An 18023-nucleotide genomic window follows, 5' to 3' on the forward strand; every position below is an offset into this window, starting at 1 on the left:
CCCGCGAGGTCGGCGTGAGCCGCCCCCTCCCGCACCTGCATCCGCAGGGGCCGGAGGCGGCCGGCCTCATCGCCGGCACCCTCGGACTCTCCGAGGGGAGCACACCCGGTCGGACTAGCCGTTCCCCCCGGTGAAACCGAGACCGAGGGCACGGTAGCGGGCCAGGCGGGCGGCGAGGCGGTCCTCGGGTGCCTGGGCGAGCAGCCCGGCGATCTCGTACTCCAGCACGCGCGAGACCCGGCGGCAGAACGCCTCCGGCTCGTAGGCGGCGTCCGGCGACTCCGGGATGATCCGGTCGACGAGACCGTCCCTTCGCAGGTCGGTGGAGATCACCCCCTGGGCGGCGGCGATCTCCGGGGCGAAGTCGACGCTCCGGTACAGCAGCGCCGAGGCGCCCTCCGGGGAGAGCGGCGAGAGCCAGCCGTGCTGGGCGCAGAGCACCCGGTCGGCGGCGAGCAGCGCGAGGGCGGCACCTCCCGCCCCCTCCCCCAGCAGCAGGCAGACCGTGGGCGCGTCGAGCATCACCAGGTCGGCCACGGAGCGGGCGATCTCTGCGGCCAGGCCGCCCTCCTCGGCCGCCTTGGAGAGCGCGGCCCCGGCGGTGTCGATCACGGTGACCAGCGGCAGTCCCAGCTCGGAGGCGAGCCGCATGCCGCGCCTGGCCACCCGCAGCCCGGCCGGGCCGAGGGGGGCGTCGATCCGCTGGCGTCTGCGGTCCTGGCCGAGCACGATCGCCGGAGCCCGGCCGAACCGGGCCAGCGCGAGGATCAGCCCCGGGTCGTTCTCGCCCACGCCGGTGCCGTTGAGCGGAGTCACCTCGTGGGCGCCGAGCTTGAGCAGCGCCCGTACGCCGGGGCGGTCGTCGCGCCGGGAGCGGCCGATCGCGTCCCACGCCTGGATCGGCGGGATCGGCCCGCCGGGCTCGGGCCCCGGCTCCAGTCCCCGGCGGGGGGCACAGAGCACGGCGAGCGCCCGTACGGCGACCTGCCGGGCGTCCTCGGCCGACACGACGGCGTCGACCAGCCCGTGCGCGAAGAGGTTCTCCGAGACCTGGACGCCCTCGGGGAAGGGGTAGCCGTGCAGCGACTCGAACACCCTCGGGCCGAGGAAGCCGATCAGCGCGCCCGGCTCGGCCGCGGTGACGTGCCCGAGCGAGCCCCAGGAGGCGAAGACGCCGCCGGTGGTCGGATGACGCAGGTAGACCACGTACGGCAGGCCCGCGGCGCGGTGCGCGGCCACCGCCGCGGTGATCTTCACCATCTGCACGAAGGCCATCGCCCCCTCCTGCATCCGGGTGCCCCCGGAGGCGGGCGCGGCCAGCAGCGGGAGCCGCTCGGCGGTGGCCCACTCGATCGCGGCGGTGAGCCGCTCGGCCGCGGCCACCCCGATCGAACCGGCCAGGAAGGAGAACTCGCACGCGACCACCGCCACCCGGCGGCCGTCGAGCAGCCCCTCCCCCGAGATCACCGACTCGTCGTACCCCGTCCTGGCCCGGGTCGCGGCCAGCTCCCTGGCGTAGTCCGACCCGGGGGGCGCCGGGTCGGCGGGCGGGGTGTCCCACGACGACCACGTGCCCGGGTCGAGGAAGGTGTCGATCAGCGTGCGCGCGTCGGGCCGCGCCGGGGTCATGCCCGCGCTCCCCGCGGGGACGCGGCGGGACGCGGGCGCGACGATGCCCGGGGACGGTGCCCGGGGGTCCGGGGTCGCCTCATCGCTCGCGCTCCTCCAGCCACGCGAGGACCTCGTCACCGTGCTCGCCGAGCGCGGGCGGGGCGGTGTGGCGCACGGGCGGGTCGCCGTCGAAGCGCAGCGGCGGGCCGGGCAGCTCGATGACGCCGAGCACGGGGTGGTCCACCTCGACGACCAGGCCCTGCGAGCGGGTCTGCTCCCAGGCGTAGACCTCGTCGATGGACCTGATGGCCCCGGCGGGCACGCCGGCCTTGCCGAGCACGGCCAGCCAGTGCGCCCTGTCGTGCGCGGCGAGCGCCTTCTCCATGTCGGAGATCAGCTCGTCCCGATGCGCGAACCGTTCCCTGTTGATCGCATATTTCGGGTTGTCGGGGTCGATGTCCAGCAGGGCGGCGACCTTGCGCCACTGCGCGTCGTTGGCCGCCGCGATCTGGATCATGCCGTCCGCGCAGCGGAAGGCCCCGTAGGGGGCGATGGAGGCGTGGTGGTTGCCGCCCGCCCCGGGCACCTTGCCGCCGACCGTCCAGGCCGTGCCGTGGTAGGAGTGCACCCCGGTCACCGCGGCCAGCAGCGAGGTCCGCACCACCTTGCCCCGCCCGGTCCGCTCACGCTCGTAGAGCGCGGCGACCACCCCGTACGCGCCGTGGATGCCGCCGAGCAGGTCCGCGATCGAGGCGCCCACCCGGTACGGCTCGTCGGGCGAGGGGCCGGTGAGGCTCATCAGCCCGGCCTCGCCCTGCGCGATCTGGTCGTAGCCGGGCCTGCCGCCCTCGGGGCCGTCGTGGCCGAAGCCGGTGATCGACAGGATGACCAGGCGGGGGTTCAGCTCGTGCAGCCGCTCCACGGAGAAGCCCAGCCGGTCCAGGACGCCGGTGCGGAAGTTCTCCACCAGGACGTCGCTCTGCCGCACCAGGCGCTCGATGAGCGTCCTGCCCTCGGCGGACTTGAGATCGACGGCGATCGACCGCTTGTTGCGGTTGGCCGCCAGGAAGTAGGTGGAGATGTCACCGTCGGGGCCCACGAACGGCGGGCCCCAGCCCCGCGACTCGTCCCCTCCCCCGGGATGCTCCACCTTGATCACCCGGGCTCCCAGGTCACCGAGCATCTGCGCGGCGTGCGGGCCCGCGAGCGCGCGGGAGAGGTCGAGGACGACGATGTCGCCGAGTGCTCCCTGCAAGATCAACCTCCGGTGCGTGGTGGCCGGGCCCGGCCGGAAGGAATCCACCGTTCCTCGGCCGCCTGTCATGAGACCACCCGGCACGGTGCCCGGACGCGGGAACCCCATGATCCCTCATGACACCACCCCGTGGGCGTCCGGGGGTGAGATCAGGATTTTTCACCCTGGCCGGACGCGGGACCACGGCGTACGGGCGTAGGGAATCTGACTCGGAAACCTGACACAGGTCCGCACCCGGGCGCCGTGAGGGCGTGACACGGAGGCTCACGGGTCGCGTCCCGGGAAGACGCCGGGGACGCGGGAAGGCAAGGGAAGACCCGAGGGACGCGGCGGGGGGCGTCTCCGGGGACATGCGAGGAGGCGCGGGGAAGCGTCTCCGGGGACATGCGGGGAGGCGCAAAGCAGGCCGGGGCCCGCACCTCGAAAGGTGCGGACCCCGGCCCGTGATCGTGCGTGCTGCTACGTCAGGCGGGAACGATGTTCTCGGCCTGCGGGCCCTTCTGGCCCTGCGTGACGTCGAAGGAGACCTTCTGGCCTTCCTGGAGCTCACGGTAGCCCTGCGCCGCGATGTTGGAGTAGTGAGCGAAGACGTCGGCGCCGCCGCCGTCCTGCTCGATGAAGCCGAAGCCCTTTTCAGCGTTGAACCACTTCACAGTTCCCGTTGCCATCTCGATCTCCTTCGATAGGTGGCAAAATCAGAACCCGCACCTCGCGAATCCTGCGTCGCCGCGATGAGCCCATCCGGAGATGACCGGGAAAACAAAATGCACCTGAAGGGTTATCCGTCAGGTGCACACAAAGTTTCATGGGTACCACAACCGCAACTGAGTTCAGCGTAGCACCTTCCCGCACCGCTCGCACAACGGCGAGGCCGGCCGCCCCCTCGGACGGTCCCGGAGACCCGGCCGGGACGGGGTCCGGAGACCCCCCGGAGACCCTCCGGAGACCTGCCGCGGACGGCCGCGCCGACCCGCGGCGGCGTCGGCGGGCCGGTGCGGGACGGCGGCCCCGGCCGGCTCCCGGGGGCACGACGTGCCGCACGGGCCGGTGTTACGGCCGTATCAACCGGGATCACCGCGATCAGGCCGGACGACCTCGATCCTCTGTCCTTCCATCACGGATGATCGGCAATACACTGGGCCGGTGCGTGACGAAAGCGGAGCGTCCTGCCGGGTCTGCCGGGCCCCTCTGCCCACGGCGACGCGCGGACGACCCCCGGTCTACTGCTCGCGGGCCTGCCAGGCACGGGCCTACCGGCGGCGGAAGAACCCGCCCCCGGCCGCCGAGCCCGACCCACCGGCCGGACGGCCGTCCAGGCGCCTGGAGATCGTCGAGGCGCTCTGGCGCATCGCCGCCGAGCGCGGCCTGGAGGCGGCGAGCATGCGGGAGATCGCCGCCGAGGCCGGGGTCTCCCTGCGCGTGGTGCAGTACCACTTCGACGGCAAGCACCAGTTGCTCGTCACCGCGCTCCGGCTGCTGCACCGGGACGGTGAGCGCCGGGCCCGGGCGCGGATCGAGGCCGTGGCCGACCCCTCCGACCTCCGGGCCCTGCTACGGGTGATCCTGACGGAGTTCCTGCCGCTGGACGACCGGAGCCGGACGACCCTGCGGGTGCTCCTCGCGTACTACGTCCGCAGCCTCACCGACCCCGCGCTGGCCGCGGTCTTCCTGCACGGCGGCCGGCCCCTCGAGGACCTCGTCGCCGGCATCGTCGGTCAGGCGCAGCGGGAGGGGAAGGCCGCGCCGGGGCTCGACCCGCGCCACGAGGCCGACCTCTTGGTGGGCGGGGTCTCCGGCCTGGGCATGGACGTGCTCCACGGGCGGCGTACCGTGGCCGAGGTCCGCCGCACCGTCGACTACCACCTGGACCGGATCTTCACCGTCCCGGCCGCGTCCCGGACACCGGCGGGGACGTCACAGGAGGTCCACCTCGGCGTGCGGCAGGCCTCCCGACAGTGACGGGAAGCCCGGCCCCCGGTCGAAGAAGGGCCGGCCCGCCTCGGGGAGGGCGTCGAGCCCGCTGAGCCCGCGGAGCCCGCGGAGCCCGGCGCGGCGGGCCTCGGTGGCCTCGGCGTCCACCCGGAGGTCGTCGCCGGGCCCGGTCAGGACGACGCCGTAGTCGTCGCGGGCGCCCTCGGGCGACACCTTGCCGTCCCGGACGTCGGCGGCCACCAGGGCGGGATCACGGTCCAGTGGGGAGCCCCAGCCGCCACCGCCCGTGGTGCGGACCCGGATGACCTCTCCCGCGCGGACCGGCGAGTCGTCCACCAGCCCCTCCATCGGCCTGCCCTCGATCTCCACCACGAAGGGGCTTCCGGCCCGGCCGCCGTTGACTCCCCAGCAGGACAGGATCGAACGGTCCGCGATGGACATGAACGAGGCGTCGCGGAGCATCCGCAGGTGCTTGTCGTAGCCCAGGCCGCCCCGGTAGAGGCCCGGACCTCCGGAGTCGCGGGCCAGGCCCAGCCGCTCCACCCGGAACGGCCAGCGGGACTCGGCGAACTCCACCGGGATGTTGCGCGAGTCGGGCACGACGTGGATGGTGTCCTCCCCGTCGGCGTACCACCGGCCGCCGGACCCGCCGCCGAGCACCTCGCGCATCAGGTACGGGGTGCCGTCCAGACCCTCGCCGTACACGCCGGTGTAGCGGATCGTCTCCTGGTCGGCGGGCATCCGTCCGCCGGTCGCCTTGGCCAGCACCCCGGCCAGCACGCCCAGCAGGCGCAGGATCACGAACGTGCGGGCGTTGGTGGGCGCCGGGAAGACCGGGGTGAGCAGGGTGCCCTTGCCGGGGAAGCGCATCTCGATGAGCGGCACGACCCCCTCGTTGACGTCCAGCTCGGCCATCCGCTCGGGGGTGTCGGCCAGGTTGCGCAGGATCGGGGCCAGCCACTTCTTCAGGAACACCCCGTCGGCGTAGTCGCCCGCGTGGTTGATCGGGCCCTTGGCCTGCGGCGAGGTACCGGTGAAGTCGATGACCAGCGGCGCCGGGGCCGAGTGGTCGACGGTGAGGGTCATCCGCTGGGTGTGCAGCCGGGGCGGGTCGACGCCGTCGTGCTCAGCGTAGTCCTCCCAGACGTGGGTGCCCTCGGGGATCTTGGCCAGCAGCTCCCTGCGGAACGTCTCGGTGGTGTTGGAGATGATCGCGTCGAAGCACGCCTCGACCGCCTCGCGCCCGTACCGGCCGAACAGCTCCGCCAGCCGGCGCGCGCCCATCAGGCAGGCCGAGCACTCGGCGTCCAGGTCACCGGCGAGCGAGTCGGGCATCCGGGAGTTCCGGGTCATGATCGTGAGGGCCGCCCGGTTGGGCACGCCCCGGTCCCAGAGCTTGATGGGCGGGACCATCAGCCCCTCCTCGAACACGCTGCGCGCGTTGCTCGGCATGGAGCCGGGCACCGCCCCGCCGATGTCGTCGTGGTGGCCGAACGCCTGCACGAACGCGACCACCTCGCCGTCGTGGAAGACCGGCACGGTCACGCACAGGTCGGGCAGGTGCCCGATGCCGCCCTCGGACAGGTAGACGTCGTTGTGGAAGAACACGTCACCGGGGTTCATCTCCCCGATCGGGAAGTCCCTGACGATCGGCTGGACCAGCGCCGAGTAGGACCTCCCGGTCAGCTTGCGCAGCCGTACGTCGTGGATGCCGGCGCGGAAGTCGTGCGCGTCGCGGATCATGGGCGAGCGGGCGGTACGGGCGATGGCCGTCTCGACCTCCATCTCCACCGAGGCGAGCGTCCCCTCGACGATCTCGACCAGGACCGGGTCGGCCGTGACGTTCACGTCCTCGGTGTCCTTCATCTCCGTGGTTCCCTTCTCGCCGTGCTTCTCGCCGTGCCGTGCCAGCCGCACGACCTCACCGTGCCGGGCCTGCCGCGCCGTCTCACCGTGTCGGGCCTGCCGGGTCGGGTCTCACCGTGCCGGGTCGGCCGCACGACGTACCTCCAGGTTGCCGAACGCGTCGGTGGTCGCGGTGAAGCCGGGGTGTAGGGGCAGGGTGGAGCCGTACTCCTCGATGACCGCCGGTCCGTCGATCCGTACCCCGGCCGGAAGTGCGGAACGGCGATGGACCGGGGCCGGGCCCCATTCGTCGTAGAAGACCTCGCGGAAGGCCACCGGCTCGGGGCTGCCCGAGCCTCCCGGCCTGCGGCCGAGGGCGGGCCGGGTGATCGGGCCGATGCCCGAGACGCGGAGGTTGACCCATTCCACCCCGTGGCGGGGGTCGTCACGGTAGCCGTACCCGTAGAGCTTGCGGTGCTCGGTGTGGAAGCGCTCCAGCACCTCGGCCCGCCACGCCTCGTCCAGCGGACCGGCCGGGGCGGGCACCCTGACCTCGTAGGCCTGGCCGTAGTAGCGCAGGTCGGCGCTGCGGGCGTAGACGTGCTCGGTGGCGGGGAAGCCCTCGCGGTCCAGGGCCGAGGCGGCCCGGCCCTCCAGCTCGCCGAAGATCTCCGCGGCCCGCTCCAGGGAGAGGTCGCGGGTGACGAAGGTGCGCACGTAGTCGTTCTTGACGTCCACGGTGAGCAGCCCGAACGCCGAGACGTTGCCCGGGTCCGGGGGGACGATCACCGACGGCAGGCCGAGGATGTCGATGAGCCTGCACACCAGCAGCGGCCCGGAGCCGCCGAAGGCGACCATGGGGAAGTCGCGCACGTCCAGGCCGCGCTTGACGGTGATCTGGCGGATGGCGTTCGACTGGTTGAACGCGCTGATCTCCAGGACGCCCGCGGCGGCCCGTTCGGGGGTCAGCCCGACCGTGGCGGCCAGCGCCTCGATCCCCTCGCGGGCGGCGTCCGCGTCGAGCGGGATCTCCCCGCCGAGCAGGTGCGGCGGGACGCGGCCGAGGAAGACGTGCGCGTCGGTGACGGTGACCTCGGTGCCGCCGCGGCCGTAGCAGAGCGGGCCGGGGTCGGCCCCAGCCGACCTGGGGCCCACCTTCAGGGTGCCCTCGGGGGAGATCCACGCGACGGAGCCGCCCCCGGCGCCGACCGTGACGATGTCGATCATCGGGATCTTGCAGGGGTAGCGGCCGACGTTTCCCTCGGTGGTCAGCGACGGTTCCCCGTCGACGACCACGGCGACGTCGGTGGAGGTGCCGCCGCCGTCGAGGGTGATCACCGAGGGGTGCCCGGCGGTACCGGCGATCAGCGCGGCGCCGAGCGCGCCCGCGGCCGGCCCGGACAGCACGGTGGTGATCGGCTGGTGCACGACCTCGGCGGCGGACAGCACGCCGCCGTTGCTCTTCATGATGGAGAAGGGCATGCCCCCGGGCCCGCGGGCACGGCCCCCCGCAGCGTCCTCGGGACCCCCGGCGTCCTCGGGGTCCCCGGCGCCGCCTGCGGAGTCGTCCGCGGTCCCCGCCCGCGGGGAGCGGCTCGCCGCCTCCAGGCGTTCGGCCAGGTTGGCGATGTAGCGGCGCATGGTCGGCTTGACCGCGGCGTCGACCAGCGTGGTGACCGACCGCTCGTACTCGCGGTACTCGCGCAGCACGTCGGAGGAGATCGAGATCACCGCGTCCGGATGCTCCTTCTCCAGGACCTCCCGCATGCGCTGCTCGTGGGCGGGGTTGGCGTAGGAGTGCAGGAAGCAGACGCCGATCGCGGTGATGCCCCGGTCGCGGAACCACCGGGCCGTCTCGGCGGCCTGGTCCTCGTCGAACGGCCGCACCTCGGCCCCGGTGTGGTCCAGCCGCCCGCCGACGGTCCTGACCCGGTGCACCGGGACGATGCGGGGCGGCTTCACCCAGAAGTAGGAGTTGCCGTAGCCGTCCGGCACGCTCTGGCGGGCGATCTCCAGGATGAACTCGAAGCCCTCGGTGGTCACGAAGCCCAGGTCGGCGATGCGGTCCTCGAGGAGCTGGTTCGTGGCGACCGTGGTGCCGTGCACGACGGCCGACACGGCCGACAGGTCCGTTCCCTCTCCGGTCCCGGCCGCCTTCCGCAGGACCTTGCGCACCCCCTCCATGAACCCGTCGGCCGGGTTGGCGGGGGTGGAGGGGGTCTTGGTCGTGGTGATCTCACCGGTCTGCTCGTCCACCGCGACCACGTCGGTGAACGTGCCTCCGGTGTCGACCCCGATACGGACGCTGCGCATGCCCCCGTGTCTACCCAGTTCCGGCGATCCGGCAAATCGGCGGACCCTGCCGAAGCTTCGCCCGATCCTTGGCAGTGTTGGCGGGAGGCATGCGCGGCGAGAGGCGGCGGACGGGCCGCGCCGCCCTAGCGGCGGCGGGGGCCCATCGTGGTGTTGATCACCGCGTCGGCGTCGTGCGCGTGGACCTTCGCGGCCAGCCGGATGGCCATCTCGTTCGTACGGCGCAGCTCGGCCTCGACCCGGTCCTTGCCGGACTGGCCGACCTGGACGCCGAAGTAGGCGCCGATGATGGCTCCGGAGACCCCGACCAGCCCGGCGAACGGCGCGGCCGTGTCCCCGTTGCGGAACGCGATCACCACGAAGCCGACCAGGATGACCAGGAGCCCCATGACGACGACGTAGAACCCGTACCGCCAGCGCGCCGCCTCGGCCTGCGCGGCGACGGCCTCGTCCTCGGTCATCATCACCGCGAGCGCCGCGGGTATCTCCGTGGTCTCCGCGCCGGAGGGGCCCGGGATCACGGTGGCCGGGGTCTTGCCGACGGGCGGGGCGGAGTTGTTGGTGGTCGTCACAGGTTCTCCCACTTTTCGATAGACCAAAAGGAATCTCCCACGCTTTTCACCGTCAAGCCAAGTCGGGCCGCACCCGCCGAAGAGCCTCCCCAGCAGGGCGTCGTCCACCCGGCGGGCCCCACATGCCCCCCGGTCTCCCCGGGTAACGGCCCGGCCCTTCGCGGGAGCCCTCCGGGAACATCGGGAAACACCGAGATCACGATTCAGGACCGCGGTACCGGATCGCGGCCGGGGCGGGATAGAACAATGTTCACCTCTTCCGTCCCCTCCCCGGAGGTCCCCCGTGACGACGTTCCCGCGACGCCTCGCGGCCTCGCTGCCGGTCGCCCTGCTCCTTCTCCTGGCCCTCCTCCCGGCGCCCGCGCGGGCCGAGTCCGACCCGCTGGTCGCCGCCCGGTGGCAGGTCGCGTGGGACACCTACCGGTTCTACGAGTGCCTGACCGCCCCGCTCCCGGTGACCGGCCGGAGCCGCGCCGAACGCGACATCTCCATCGAGATCGACGCCCCGGTGCAGCACGTGTTCGACGTCTACTCCGACATCGAGAACCACCTCGGCATCCATCCGTTCCTGCGGCGGGTCGTCACCCACCGGGACCGCACCGAGAACGGCGTCCGCCTCGTCGACCTCACGGCCGTCGAGGACGTCCCGGTGGCCGGGGTGCCCGTCACCTCCGAGACGCACGCCCAGCAGCGCCTCCACCGCGACGCGCTGTTCTACGAGACCGACACCTGGACCCTGCCGAACGTCGTCACGCACCAGAGGATCGTCTTCGAGGATCTGGGCCAGGGGCGGACCCGGGTCACCGAGCACCTCGTCTTCGAGGCGAGCGTCCTGCTCATCGACTTCACGGTGACCAACGGCGTCTCCTCCCACCAGCGGACGCAGGCCGGGCTGAAGGAGGCGATCGAGAGCGGCGAGCTCTGAACCGGCCGACCGCCGGGAGGGCGGGGTCCGCGACCGGGTACTAGGCTGGCCCCCCGTGACCGAACCGTCCGCCCTCTCCGCCGTTCCCGCCGTCTCACGGGACGGGGTGCTGCGCTTCTACTTCGGCCCGATGGACTGCGGCAAGTCCACGCTGGCCCTGCAGATGAACTACAACCACGGGCGCCAGGGCAGGCGCGGCCTGGTGCTGACCAAGCACGACCGCTCGGGCGGCCCCAAGATCACCAGCCGGATCGGCCTGGGCAGCGACGCCGTCGAGGTCGTCGACGACCTCGACCTGGTGGCCCTGGTACGGGCGCACGAGCCCATCGACTACGTCATCTGCGACGAGGCGTGCTTCTACACGGTCGACCAGATCGAGCAGCTCGCCGACCTCACCGACCACCACGGGGTCGACGTGTACGCCTTCGGCCTGGCCTCCGACTTCCGCTCGCAGATGTTCCCCGCGGCCCAGCGGCTGTTCGAGCTCGCCGACGAGATCAACCGTCTCCAGGTCGAGGTCCTGTGCTGGTGCGGGCGTCCGGGCCACCTGAACGCCCGGGTGGTCGGGGGCAGGATGGCCCGTACCGGCGAGCAGGTCGTCATCGGCGACACCGGCACGGACCAGATCCGCTACCAGGTCCTGTGCCGTCGTCACCACCGCTCCGGCGATCTCGGCCTGCCGGCCGGTCCGTCCGACGGCACCGGAGAGCTTCTCCCGGACGTGACCCGGCCCTGAAGGCTCCAGGGGACATGCCCGGCTCGTGACCACCACGAGCCGGGCATGACGTACGGACGCCCGTCCGGCCCGGGTCCGTGGCACGGTGTCGCGCACGACGGGCCGGACGGCGTCCGTCGGGACGTCCCGGCGGACGACCGCGATCAGGCCCGGCGCCGCTTCCCGTCCCCCGGCGGGCCACGCCCGGTGGTGAAGGCTTCACGGTCAGGTGATTTCGATGACGGTCGTAATATGGGGGAGAGCTCGCCGTTGTCGTTCCGAGGAGTCACCGTGACCCGTCCCCGTACCGCCGCCCGGACGGTGGAACACCCCGAGCTGTCGGAGGTGTCGCTGCAGCAGGTCATGGAGGCGCTGGCGGATCCGGTGCGGCGGGGGGTGGTGTCCCAGCTGGCCGGAGCCGGTGAGGACATGAGCTGCGGCAGGTTCGAGTTGCCGGTGTCCCCGTCGACGTTGACGCATCACTTCGGCGTGCTGCGTGAGGCCGGGGTGATCCGCCAGTACTACGTGGGGGCGACGAAGATGAACGCCCTGCGGGCCGAGGAGATGGAGGAGCGTTTCCCGGGCCTGCTGCCGGCGCTTCTCGCCGCCTCCGCCGCGGAGCCGGCGACGGCGACGGCGACGGCCTGAGGGGTACGGGCACGACGAGCCCGGACCTCACGACGCCGGTTCCTCCCGGCCGTCGTGCGCGACCGTGACGACGATCTTGCCGATCTGCGCGTTGGACTCCATGTAACGGTGGGCCTCGGCGATGTCGGCGAGGTCGAAGGTGCGGTCGACGACGGGTGCGAGCGTTCCCCCGCTCAGGCCCGCGTTGACGAAGGCGACTCCGCGGCGCAGCCGCTCGGGGTCGGTGGTGACCTCGAAGAGCGTGTAGGTGCTGGTGGACAGGGCCGGGAAGGACCGGGCGCGGGGCAGGGGGGCCGGGCGGGGGTCGAGAGCGCCGTAGACGACGAGGCTCCCGCCGGGAGCGATGGCATCGGCCAGCGTCTCGACCCCGGGCCCGGCGACCGGGTCGAAGGCCAGGCGGACGCCCTGGCCGCCGGTGATCTGCTCGACACGGGAGAGCAGGTCCTCGGTGTCGGTGACGATGACGTGATCGGCACCGGCCTCCAGCAGGGCCTGCCTCTTGGCGGCGCTCCGGGTGGTGGCGATCGCGACGGCACCCAGGTGGCGGACGGTCTGGATCGCGGCGACGCCCACGCTGCTGGAGGCGGCCGTGATCAGTACGAAGTCGCCGGGTCGCACCTGGCCGTTCTCGACGAGCGCGCCGTAGGCGGTGAGGTAGGCCATCCACACGGCCGCCGCCGTGACGGGGCCGATGGAGGCGGGGCGGGGGACGACGGCGGCGGCCGGAAGGATCACATGGTCGCCGTAGGTGCCGTAGTCGGTCTGCAGGAACGCGGGTACCACGCCGACGAGGTCGCCGACGGCGAATCCGGTCACGCCCTCACCGATCGCCTCGACGGCCCCGGCGGCCTCGTAGCCGAGCGTGGACGGGAAGACGGGCCGGTAGAGGTAGGCGCCCTCGCGGTACATGATCTCGCCTCGGTTCAGGCCGATCGCGTCCACGCGGATGCGCAGCTCGCCAGGGCCGGGTTCACCGACCTCGATGTCGCGCAGGGTCAGGACCTCGGCGCCACCGACCTGGTCGAACTGAACGATCTTCGTCATGGGAGATCTCTCCTGGGAAAAGGGGAAGGGCAGGGACCTGCCGGATGGATGCGAGGGCGTTCCGGGGCGGTCAGGAGCTCTCGTGGCTCCCGGCCGCGACGAGGGCACCTTCGTGGCCGGACCCGTCGACGAACGCACGGGTGCGGGTGATGGGCTCTCGTTCGTCTCCGGAAAGGCGCGCCGTCGGCCGAGCGCGATCTCCGCGGCTTCGAGCCGCCATGCGCACCTCGGAGTGCCCCTTTCACGATGCGGGCTCCGAAGAGCGCCGGGGCGGCGCGGTGCCGGGCAGGGGGTGTCCCGGCCGGATCGGCGTCGGCCACCCGGTCGATCTACGGCCGACAGTACCTTAATTACGATGGCTGTCAAACTTCGACCGCGATCGTAATTAGAGGCGGCGCGGCACATCGTCCGGGAGAACCCCCGCTCCGGGGGTGCGCCGGGCACCGGACAGGCCGTCCTTCGGCACCTGTGCCTCCGCCTCGGTCCAAGGCCGCGTCCCGGCCCCGTCCCAGGCCCCTGCGGGCGGGAGGCCCAGGGCTCAGTAGGGCATCGGCCGGCCCGACGGGGTCCGCAGATCCAGCGTGAAACGGGTGGTACGCCGCGAGCGTTTGCGGATTCGGATCTGGCGCATCGTGAGGAACTCCTGTCGCGTGCTCCTGCGGGCCGGATCCGCCGGTCCCCGGCGTGTTCCGCCGTCCGTCCGGTGCCGCCGTTCCTCCGCTCGGTACCGGTGTCCGTGGGAGACCTTCCCCCCGGTGACGTGGGTTACCGGGGGCGGGTAGGGACGGCCCCGCGACGAGGACCGCCCACAGGACGCGATCGCCGTGCGGGACGGGGTTCCCGGGGGTGCCGGGCGGAGGGGAGATCTTTTTCACACGGTCCGCGACCGGGCGGCTCCACCACCGGGACCACCGCCGGGACCACCGTCGCCGGGCTCTCCACCGGCGGGCCGAGGCCGGCGGATCCAGACCGACGGACCGAGGCCGACGGATCATCGTCATCGGGCCGCCGCCGAGCCACCGCCGTCCGATCAGCACCGGACGACCGTCACCGTCGTCCGATCACCACCGCCAGGCCGTCGCCGGAACGCCACCCGCACCGGGTCACAGGGTCACCGGGTGGTCGCGGTGGCCCGCGCGACGAAACGGACGAGGAGCGTGGCGAAGATCTCCCGCTCCTCGGCGGACCAGTCCTCGGTGAAGGTGTCGAACGCCTCGTCCTGCCAGCGGCGGGCGGCGGCCAGCAGCTCGCGGCCGGACGCGGTCAGCACGAGGTCGGCGTGACGGGCGTCCCCCTCCAGGGTGCCGCGCCGTACCAGGCCCGCGGCCACCGCGTCGGCGACCATGCGGCTGGCCACGGAGCGATCCACCCCGAGCGCCTCGGCGACGTCCCGCACCCCGACGCGCGCGGCCCGATCGGACCGGCCGCTCCCACCGGCCCGGTCCCCCTCGTCGGCCCGGCCGCTCCCGTCGGCCCCGCCGGTCGTGCCCACTCCCCCGGTTCCGGCGTCCCCGCCGACGTCCTCGGCGATGTCATCAGTGCCGCCGAGGCCGCCGATGATGTCGACGACCACGACGCGCGAGACGTGCCCGCTCTCGGCGCCGTTACCGGCGATCTGCTGAGGCCAGCGCCGCGACCAGTGGCGGATCAGCGCGAACAGCGCGGGCCCCGCCCGGCCGGGGGCAGGACTCCCGGACCGCGCCCGCCGATCATGAGGGTTCCGCATGGGCACAGCATCACACCCGCGTCTGACAGGTGCAAACGACACACGTGCCGTGTCCCCGCGCCCAGGCTCACCCGCCGCAGGTCCCCGCCCGGGACCTGCCCGGGGCCCGCCCCGGCTCAGGTGCCGAGCACGTGCCCGACCGTCGAGTCCACATGGTCCGGGATCTCGTCGTGGCGATCACCCGTGGACGGTGTCCCGGTGGGCTCGAACATCAGGACGGCGGCGCCGGACGGAGCGTACGGCCTGTGCTCCGTGCCTCGGGGGACGGTGAAGACCGCACCCCGCGGGAGCAGGACCGTGCGCTCCCCGGAGGGTTCACGCAGGGAGATGCGCAGCTCCCCGTCGAGGACGAGGAAGAACTCGTCGGTGTCGTCGTGGACGTGCCAGACGTGCTCGCCCTCTGCCTTGGCGATGCGGACGTCGTAGTCGTTGACGCGCGTGACGATGCGGGGGCTCCACAGTGCGTCGAAGGAGGCCAGGGCCTCGCCGAGAAGGATCGGTTCGTTGCTCACGAGCTCATCCTTCGCCGTCCCGCCCGGTGGGCGTGAGTGCTATGAATCGCACATGGCGAAAGAATCCTCGCACCCGGGTCGCACGACGGGCGTTCATCGGGTCGTCGTGATCGTGGACGAGAACTCGAACCCCTTCGAGCTCGGCTGCGTGACCGAGGTCTTCGGCCTGCGCAGGCCCGAGATCGGCCGTGATCTCTACGACTTCGGGCTCTGCTCCCCCGAGCCCCGCACCCTGATGCGGGACGGGTTCTTCACGCTCACGGGGGTCGGCGGTCTGGAGACGGCCGACGCGGCGGACACCCTGATCGTCCCCAACCGCCCCGACGTCGAGGTGCCGCGCCGCGGGGACGTGCTCGACGCCGTCAGGCGGGCGCACGCGCGCGGTGCGCGCCTGGTCGGCTTCTGCAGCGGCGCCTTCACGCTGGCGGAGGCCGGGGTCCTCGACGGGCGCCGCGCCACCGCGCACTGGCAGTGGGCGGCCTCCTTCCGGGCCCGCTTCCCCCTGGTCCGGCTCGAATCGGACGTGCTGTTCGTGGACGACGGTGACATTCTCACCGCGGCGGGGAGCGCGGCCGCCCTCGACCTCGGACTGCACATCGTCCGCCGCGACCACGGGGCGGAGGTGGCCAACTCCGTGAGCCGGCGCCTGGTCTTCGCGGCGCACCGGGACGGTGGTCAGCGGCAGTTCGTGGAGCGCCCCGTGCCCGACCTGCCGGACGAGTCCCTGGCCCCCGTCCTGGCCTGGGCCCAGGAACGGCTGGACTCGCCGCTCACGGTGTCCGGCCTCGCGGCGCGTGCGGCGATCAGCCCGGCGACGCTGCACCGCCGCTTCCGGGCGCAGCTGGGCACGACGCCGTTGACGTGGCTCACGGGGGAACGGCTCGCCCTGGCATGCCGGTTGATCGAGCGGGGCGAGTCCCGCTTCGAGATGGTCGCGCGGCGCAGCGGTCTCGGCACCGCCGCGAACCTCCGCGCGCTGATGCGCCGTACGACCGGCATCACCCCGTCGGCCTACCGGCGCCGGTTCGGGCCCGGGACGAGTGACGGCGGGACGTCCTCTTCCGGCGGACCACCGGAACGCGCCTGAGCCCGGCCCTCACCGCGACGAGGAGCCGGAGAGCGAAAAACCAGGAAGCGGGAGGCTAGGGAGCGTCGGCGATCTCGGCGAGGCGCGCGGCCAGCTGCTCGGGTTCCCCGTCGATCAGCGCGGACACGCCCCGCCACCAGGCGAACCACTCACCGCTGCGCCACATCCAGTCGATCCGCTCGATGGCGGCGATGACGTCGCCCCGGGTCCGCCACGCCTCGCCCGCCTGCGCGGCCGAGGCGCCGTGGCGCAACGCCCAGGCGTGCAGGGTCGCGGCGGACTCGCCGTCGACCGGCTGCTCGTAGGGGTCGGGACGCTCGTCGAGCCGGTGCGGTCCGAGCCCGGCCGCCACCCCCCAGCTCCACTGGGCCTCGGCGGGACGGGAATAGCGCAGCGAGTCGAAGTCGAGGTCGGAGCCGAGCCCGCCGTCCGGACGCTCCACGACCACCGCGTCGAGCCTGCCGCCCGCGTCGAAGGAGACCACGATCCGCGTGCCGGGGCGCGCGTCGGCAGGCAGCTCGACCCGGTCCTCGGCCTGCCAGGAGTTGAGGTCGGTGACGGCGGTCGCGCGTCCCCAGGCCCGGTCGGCCGCGTCGTCGGCGATCCAGGCGGCGAGCATCTCCAGGACGGTCAGGTCGGTCCACGGGTCGACGGCGGTGGAGGTCTGGAGCACCTCGTCGGGCGCGGGCAGCTTGCCACCGCGCTCGCGCCGCCACCATCCCTCGCCGAGTTCGCGCGTGCCGACCAGGAGCGCGGCCAGCGCGGCGAGCTCGGTGGACCTGCGGGTGAGGGGGGCGCCACGGGCCAGCTCGACCGCGCGCGCGACGCGGTCGGCGCCCAGCGCCTCCTCCGCCTGACGCAGCAGAGGGGCCGCCTCCGGCCGCCCCTCGCCCAGCAGGTCCCGGATCAGTCGTCTGGCCTCGGTCCTTGCATCCTCCGCACGTGCCTCACGCATACCGACACCGTACGCCGGGAGATCCCCGGGTGCGAGCGCCACCGCGGGCGCGGCCCCGTCCGGTGGGAAGGCCCCGCCTCCGACGCGGCCCGGGGCCGGTCCGGTGCTACCTCCTGCCGCCGGTACGGCCCAGCAGCCAGCCGATCACCGCGCTGCCGAGCGCGACGCCCGCGCCCATGCCGAACGCGGCCAGCAGCGACCACGGGGGCACCGTGGACCTGGGCCGGCCGGCCGGGCGTTCGAAGACCTGCGCGGCCGGGACGGCGGTCCGGGCGGGCGCCGATCCCGGCTCGGCGGAGGCTGCGGGCGGCGTGGCGTCCACCGGGGCCGGGCCGGTCCCGGCGAGGGCGGGAACGGGGACGGGCACGGGGACGGGCACGGGGACGGGGGCCTGCTCGGTCACGAGGTGCCGCTCCACGGCCGAGAAGAAGTCCCCGGCGGTCTTCTTGGCGACGGAACCGAGCATGCGCTGCCCGACACCGCCGATCATGCCCCCGATCACGGCCTCGGCGTCGTAGTCGATCCGGGTGCCGCCCTCGGCCTCGCTGAGGCGGACCTCCACGGTGGCCTCCACGGTGCCCGGGGCGCCCTGACCCCTGGCCCTGAGCACGAACCGCTCGGGGGGCCGGGGTTCGGAGAGGGACACCTCTCCCTGGTAGACGCCCTTGATGGAGGCCACCCCGGCGGTGACGGTCATCCGGTAGGTGTCCGGCGCCGTCTCCTCCAGGCGCTCGCAGCCGGGGATCGTGCGTACGAGCACGGCCGGGTCCTGGAGCGCTGACCACACGCGGTCTCTGTCGATGCCGAGCACGGCACTGCCTGCGAGCTTCACACCCAGCACCCTAGGCAATCGGCGGCCGGTCGGATAACAGCAACATCTGCC

The 18023-nt window shown here is 73.1% G+C and carries 16 protein-coding genes; 5 read left to right on the top strand and 11 right to left on the bottom strand.

Annotated elements, in window-relative coordinates:
• Positions 1 to 114: 114 nt before the first annotated feature.
• From ABD832_RS28425 to ABD832_RS28435, 3 genes are all read right to left on the bottom strand, one after another.
• Positions 115 to 1629, bottom strand: coding sequence for a carboxyl transferase domain-containing protein (locus ABD832_RS28425; protein ID WP_344900809.1), 1515 nt, complete (start codon positions 1627 to 1629; stop codon positions 115 to 117).
• Between the two features lie 79 nt (positions 1630 to 1708).
• Positions 1709 to 2866 (bottom strand): CaiB/BaiF CoA transferase family protein, encoded by a 1158-nt coding sequence (locus tag ABD832_RS28430; protein WP_344900811.1) that lies wholly within the window; start codon positions 2864 to 2866, stop codon positions 1709 to 1711.
• Between the two features lie 464 nt (positions 2867 to 3330).
• Entirely contained in the window at positions 3331 to 3534 is a 204-nt protein-coding gene (locus ABD832_RS28435; protein WP_049562746.1) for a cold-shock protein, read from the bottom strand.
• Positions 3535 to 4009: 475 nt separating this feature from the next.
• Here ABD832_RS28435 and ABD832_RS28440 point away from each other — a divergent pair, with 475 nt between their 5' ends.
• Positions 4010 to 4825: a TetR/AcrR family transcriptional regulator gene (locus tag ABD832_RS28440; protein WP_344900816.1), complete on the top strand. Its 816-nt coding sequence runs from the start codon at positions 4010 to 4012 to the stop codon at positions 4823 to 4825.
• Here ABD832_RS28440 and ABD832_RS28445 read toward each other — a convergent pair.
• The 3 genes from ABD832_RS28445 to ABD832_RS28455 all read right to left on the bottom strand — a co-directional run bounded on the left by ABD832_RS28445 (position 4781) and on the right by ABD832_RS28455 (position 9528).
• Entirely contained in the window at positions 4781 to 6715 is a 1935-nt protein-coding gene (locus ABD832_RS28445; protein ID WP_344900818.1) for a hydantoinase B/oxoprolinase family protein, read from the bottom strand. The genes ABD832_RS28440 and ABD832_RS28445 overlap by 45 nt on opposite strands.
• A 60-nt stretch (positions 6716 to 6775) precedes the next feature.
• On the bottom strand, positions 6776 to 8956 hold the full coding sequence (locus ABD832_RS28450; protein WP_344900820.1) for a hydantoinase/oxoprolinase family protein: 2181 nt from the start codon (positions 8954 to 8956) through the stop codon (positions 6776 to 6778).
• A 125-nt stretch (positions 8957 to 9081) separates the two neighbouring features.
• Positions 9082 to 9528, bottom strand: a complete 447-nt coding sequence (locus ABD832_RS28455) for a hypothetical protein (protein WP_344900822.1) — start codon at positions 9526 to 9528, stop codon at positions 9082 to 9084.
• Between the two features lie 283 nt (positions 9529 to 9811).
• Between ABD832_RS28455 and ABD832_RS28460 the strand changes: the two genes are divergently transcribed.
• From ABD832_RS28460 to ABD832_RS28470, 3 genes are all read left to right on the top strand, one after another.
• Complete coding sequence (locus ABD832_RS28460; RefSeq protein ID WP_344900824.1) at positions 9812 to 10453, top strand: SRPBCC family protein; 642 nt, start codon at positions 9812 to 9814, stop codon at positions 10451 to 10453.
• A 55-nt stretch (positions 10454 to 10508) separates the two neighbouring features.
• Positions 10509 to 11189: a thymidine kinase gene (locus ABD832_RS28465; protein WP_344900826.1), complete on the top strand. Its 681-nt coding sequence runs from the start codon at positions 10509 to 10511 to the stop codon at positions 11187 to 11189.
• 270 nt (positions 11190 to 11459) lie between these two features.
• Complete coding sequence (locus ABD832_RS28470) at positions 11460 to 11816, top strand: ArsR/SmtB family transcription factor (RefSeq protein ID WP_344900827.1); 357 nt, start codon at positions 11460 to 11462, stop codon at positions 11814 to 11816.
• Positions 11817 to 11843: 27 nt separating this feature from the next.
• Here ABD832_RS28470 and ABD832_RS28475 read toward each other — a convergent pair whose 3' ends face one another.
• The 3 genes from ABD832_RS28475 to ABD832_RS28485 form a co-directional block, all read right to left on the bottom strand.
• Entirely contained in the window at positions 11844 to 12860 is a 1017-nt protein-coding gene (locus ABD832_RS28475; RefSeq protein ID WP_344900828.1) for a zinc-dependent alcohol dehydrogenase family protein, read from the bottom strand.
• A 1111-nt stretch (positions 12861 to 13971) separates the two neighbouring features.
• Entirely contained in the window at positions 13972 to 14586 is a 615-nt protein-coding gene (locus ABD832_RS28480; protein WP_344900829.1) for a MarR family winged helix-turn-helix transcriptional regulator, read from the bottom strand.
• 116 nt (positions 14587 to 14702) lie between these two features.
• Positions 14703 to 15098 (bottom strand): cupin domain-containing protein, encoded by a 396-nt coding sequence (locus ABD832_RS28485; RefSeq protein WP_344900831.1) that lies wholly within the window; start codon positions 15096 to 15098, stop codon positions 14703 to 14705.
• Between the two features lie 52 nt (positions 15099 to 15150).
• Here ABD832_RS28485 and ABD832_RS28490 point away from each other — a divergent pair, with 52 nt between their 5' ends.
• Positions 15151 to 16185 carry a GlxA family transcriptional regulator gene (locus ABD832_RS28490; protein WP_344900833.1) on the top strand — a complete coding sequence of 345 codons (1035 nt, stop codon included), beginning with the start codon at positions 15151 to 15153 and terminating at the stop codon, positions 16183 to 16185.
• A 55-nt stretch (positions 16186 to 16240) separates the two neighbouring features.
• Here the strand turns inward: ABD832_RS28490 and ABD832_RS28495 are convergent, their stop codons facing one another.
• Together ABD832_RS28495 and ABD832_RS28500 are read right to left on the bottom strand one after the other, a co-directional pair.
• On the bottom strand, positions 16241 to 17140 hold the full coding sequence (locus ABD832_RS28495) for a hypothetical protein (RefSeq protein ID WP_344900835.1): 900 nt from the start codon (positions 17138 to 17140) through the stop codon (positions 16241 to 16243).
• Between the two features lie 106 nt (positions 17141 to 17246).
• Positions 17247 to 17972, bottom strand: coding sequence for an SRPBCC family protein (locus ABD832_RS28500; protein WP_344900837.1), 726 nt, complete (start codon positions 17970 to 17972; stop codon positions 17247 to 17249).
• Positions 17973 to 18023: the final 51 nt, after the last annotated feature.

Source organism: Streptosporangium longisporum (assembly GCF_039534895.1).
GTDB classification, from domain to species: Bacteria; Actinomycetota; Actinomycetes; order Streptosporangiales; family Streptosporangiaceae; genus Streptosporangium; species Streptosporangium longisporum.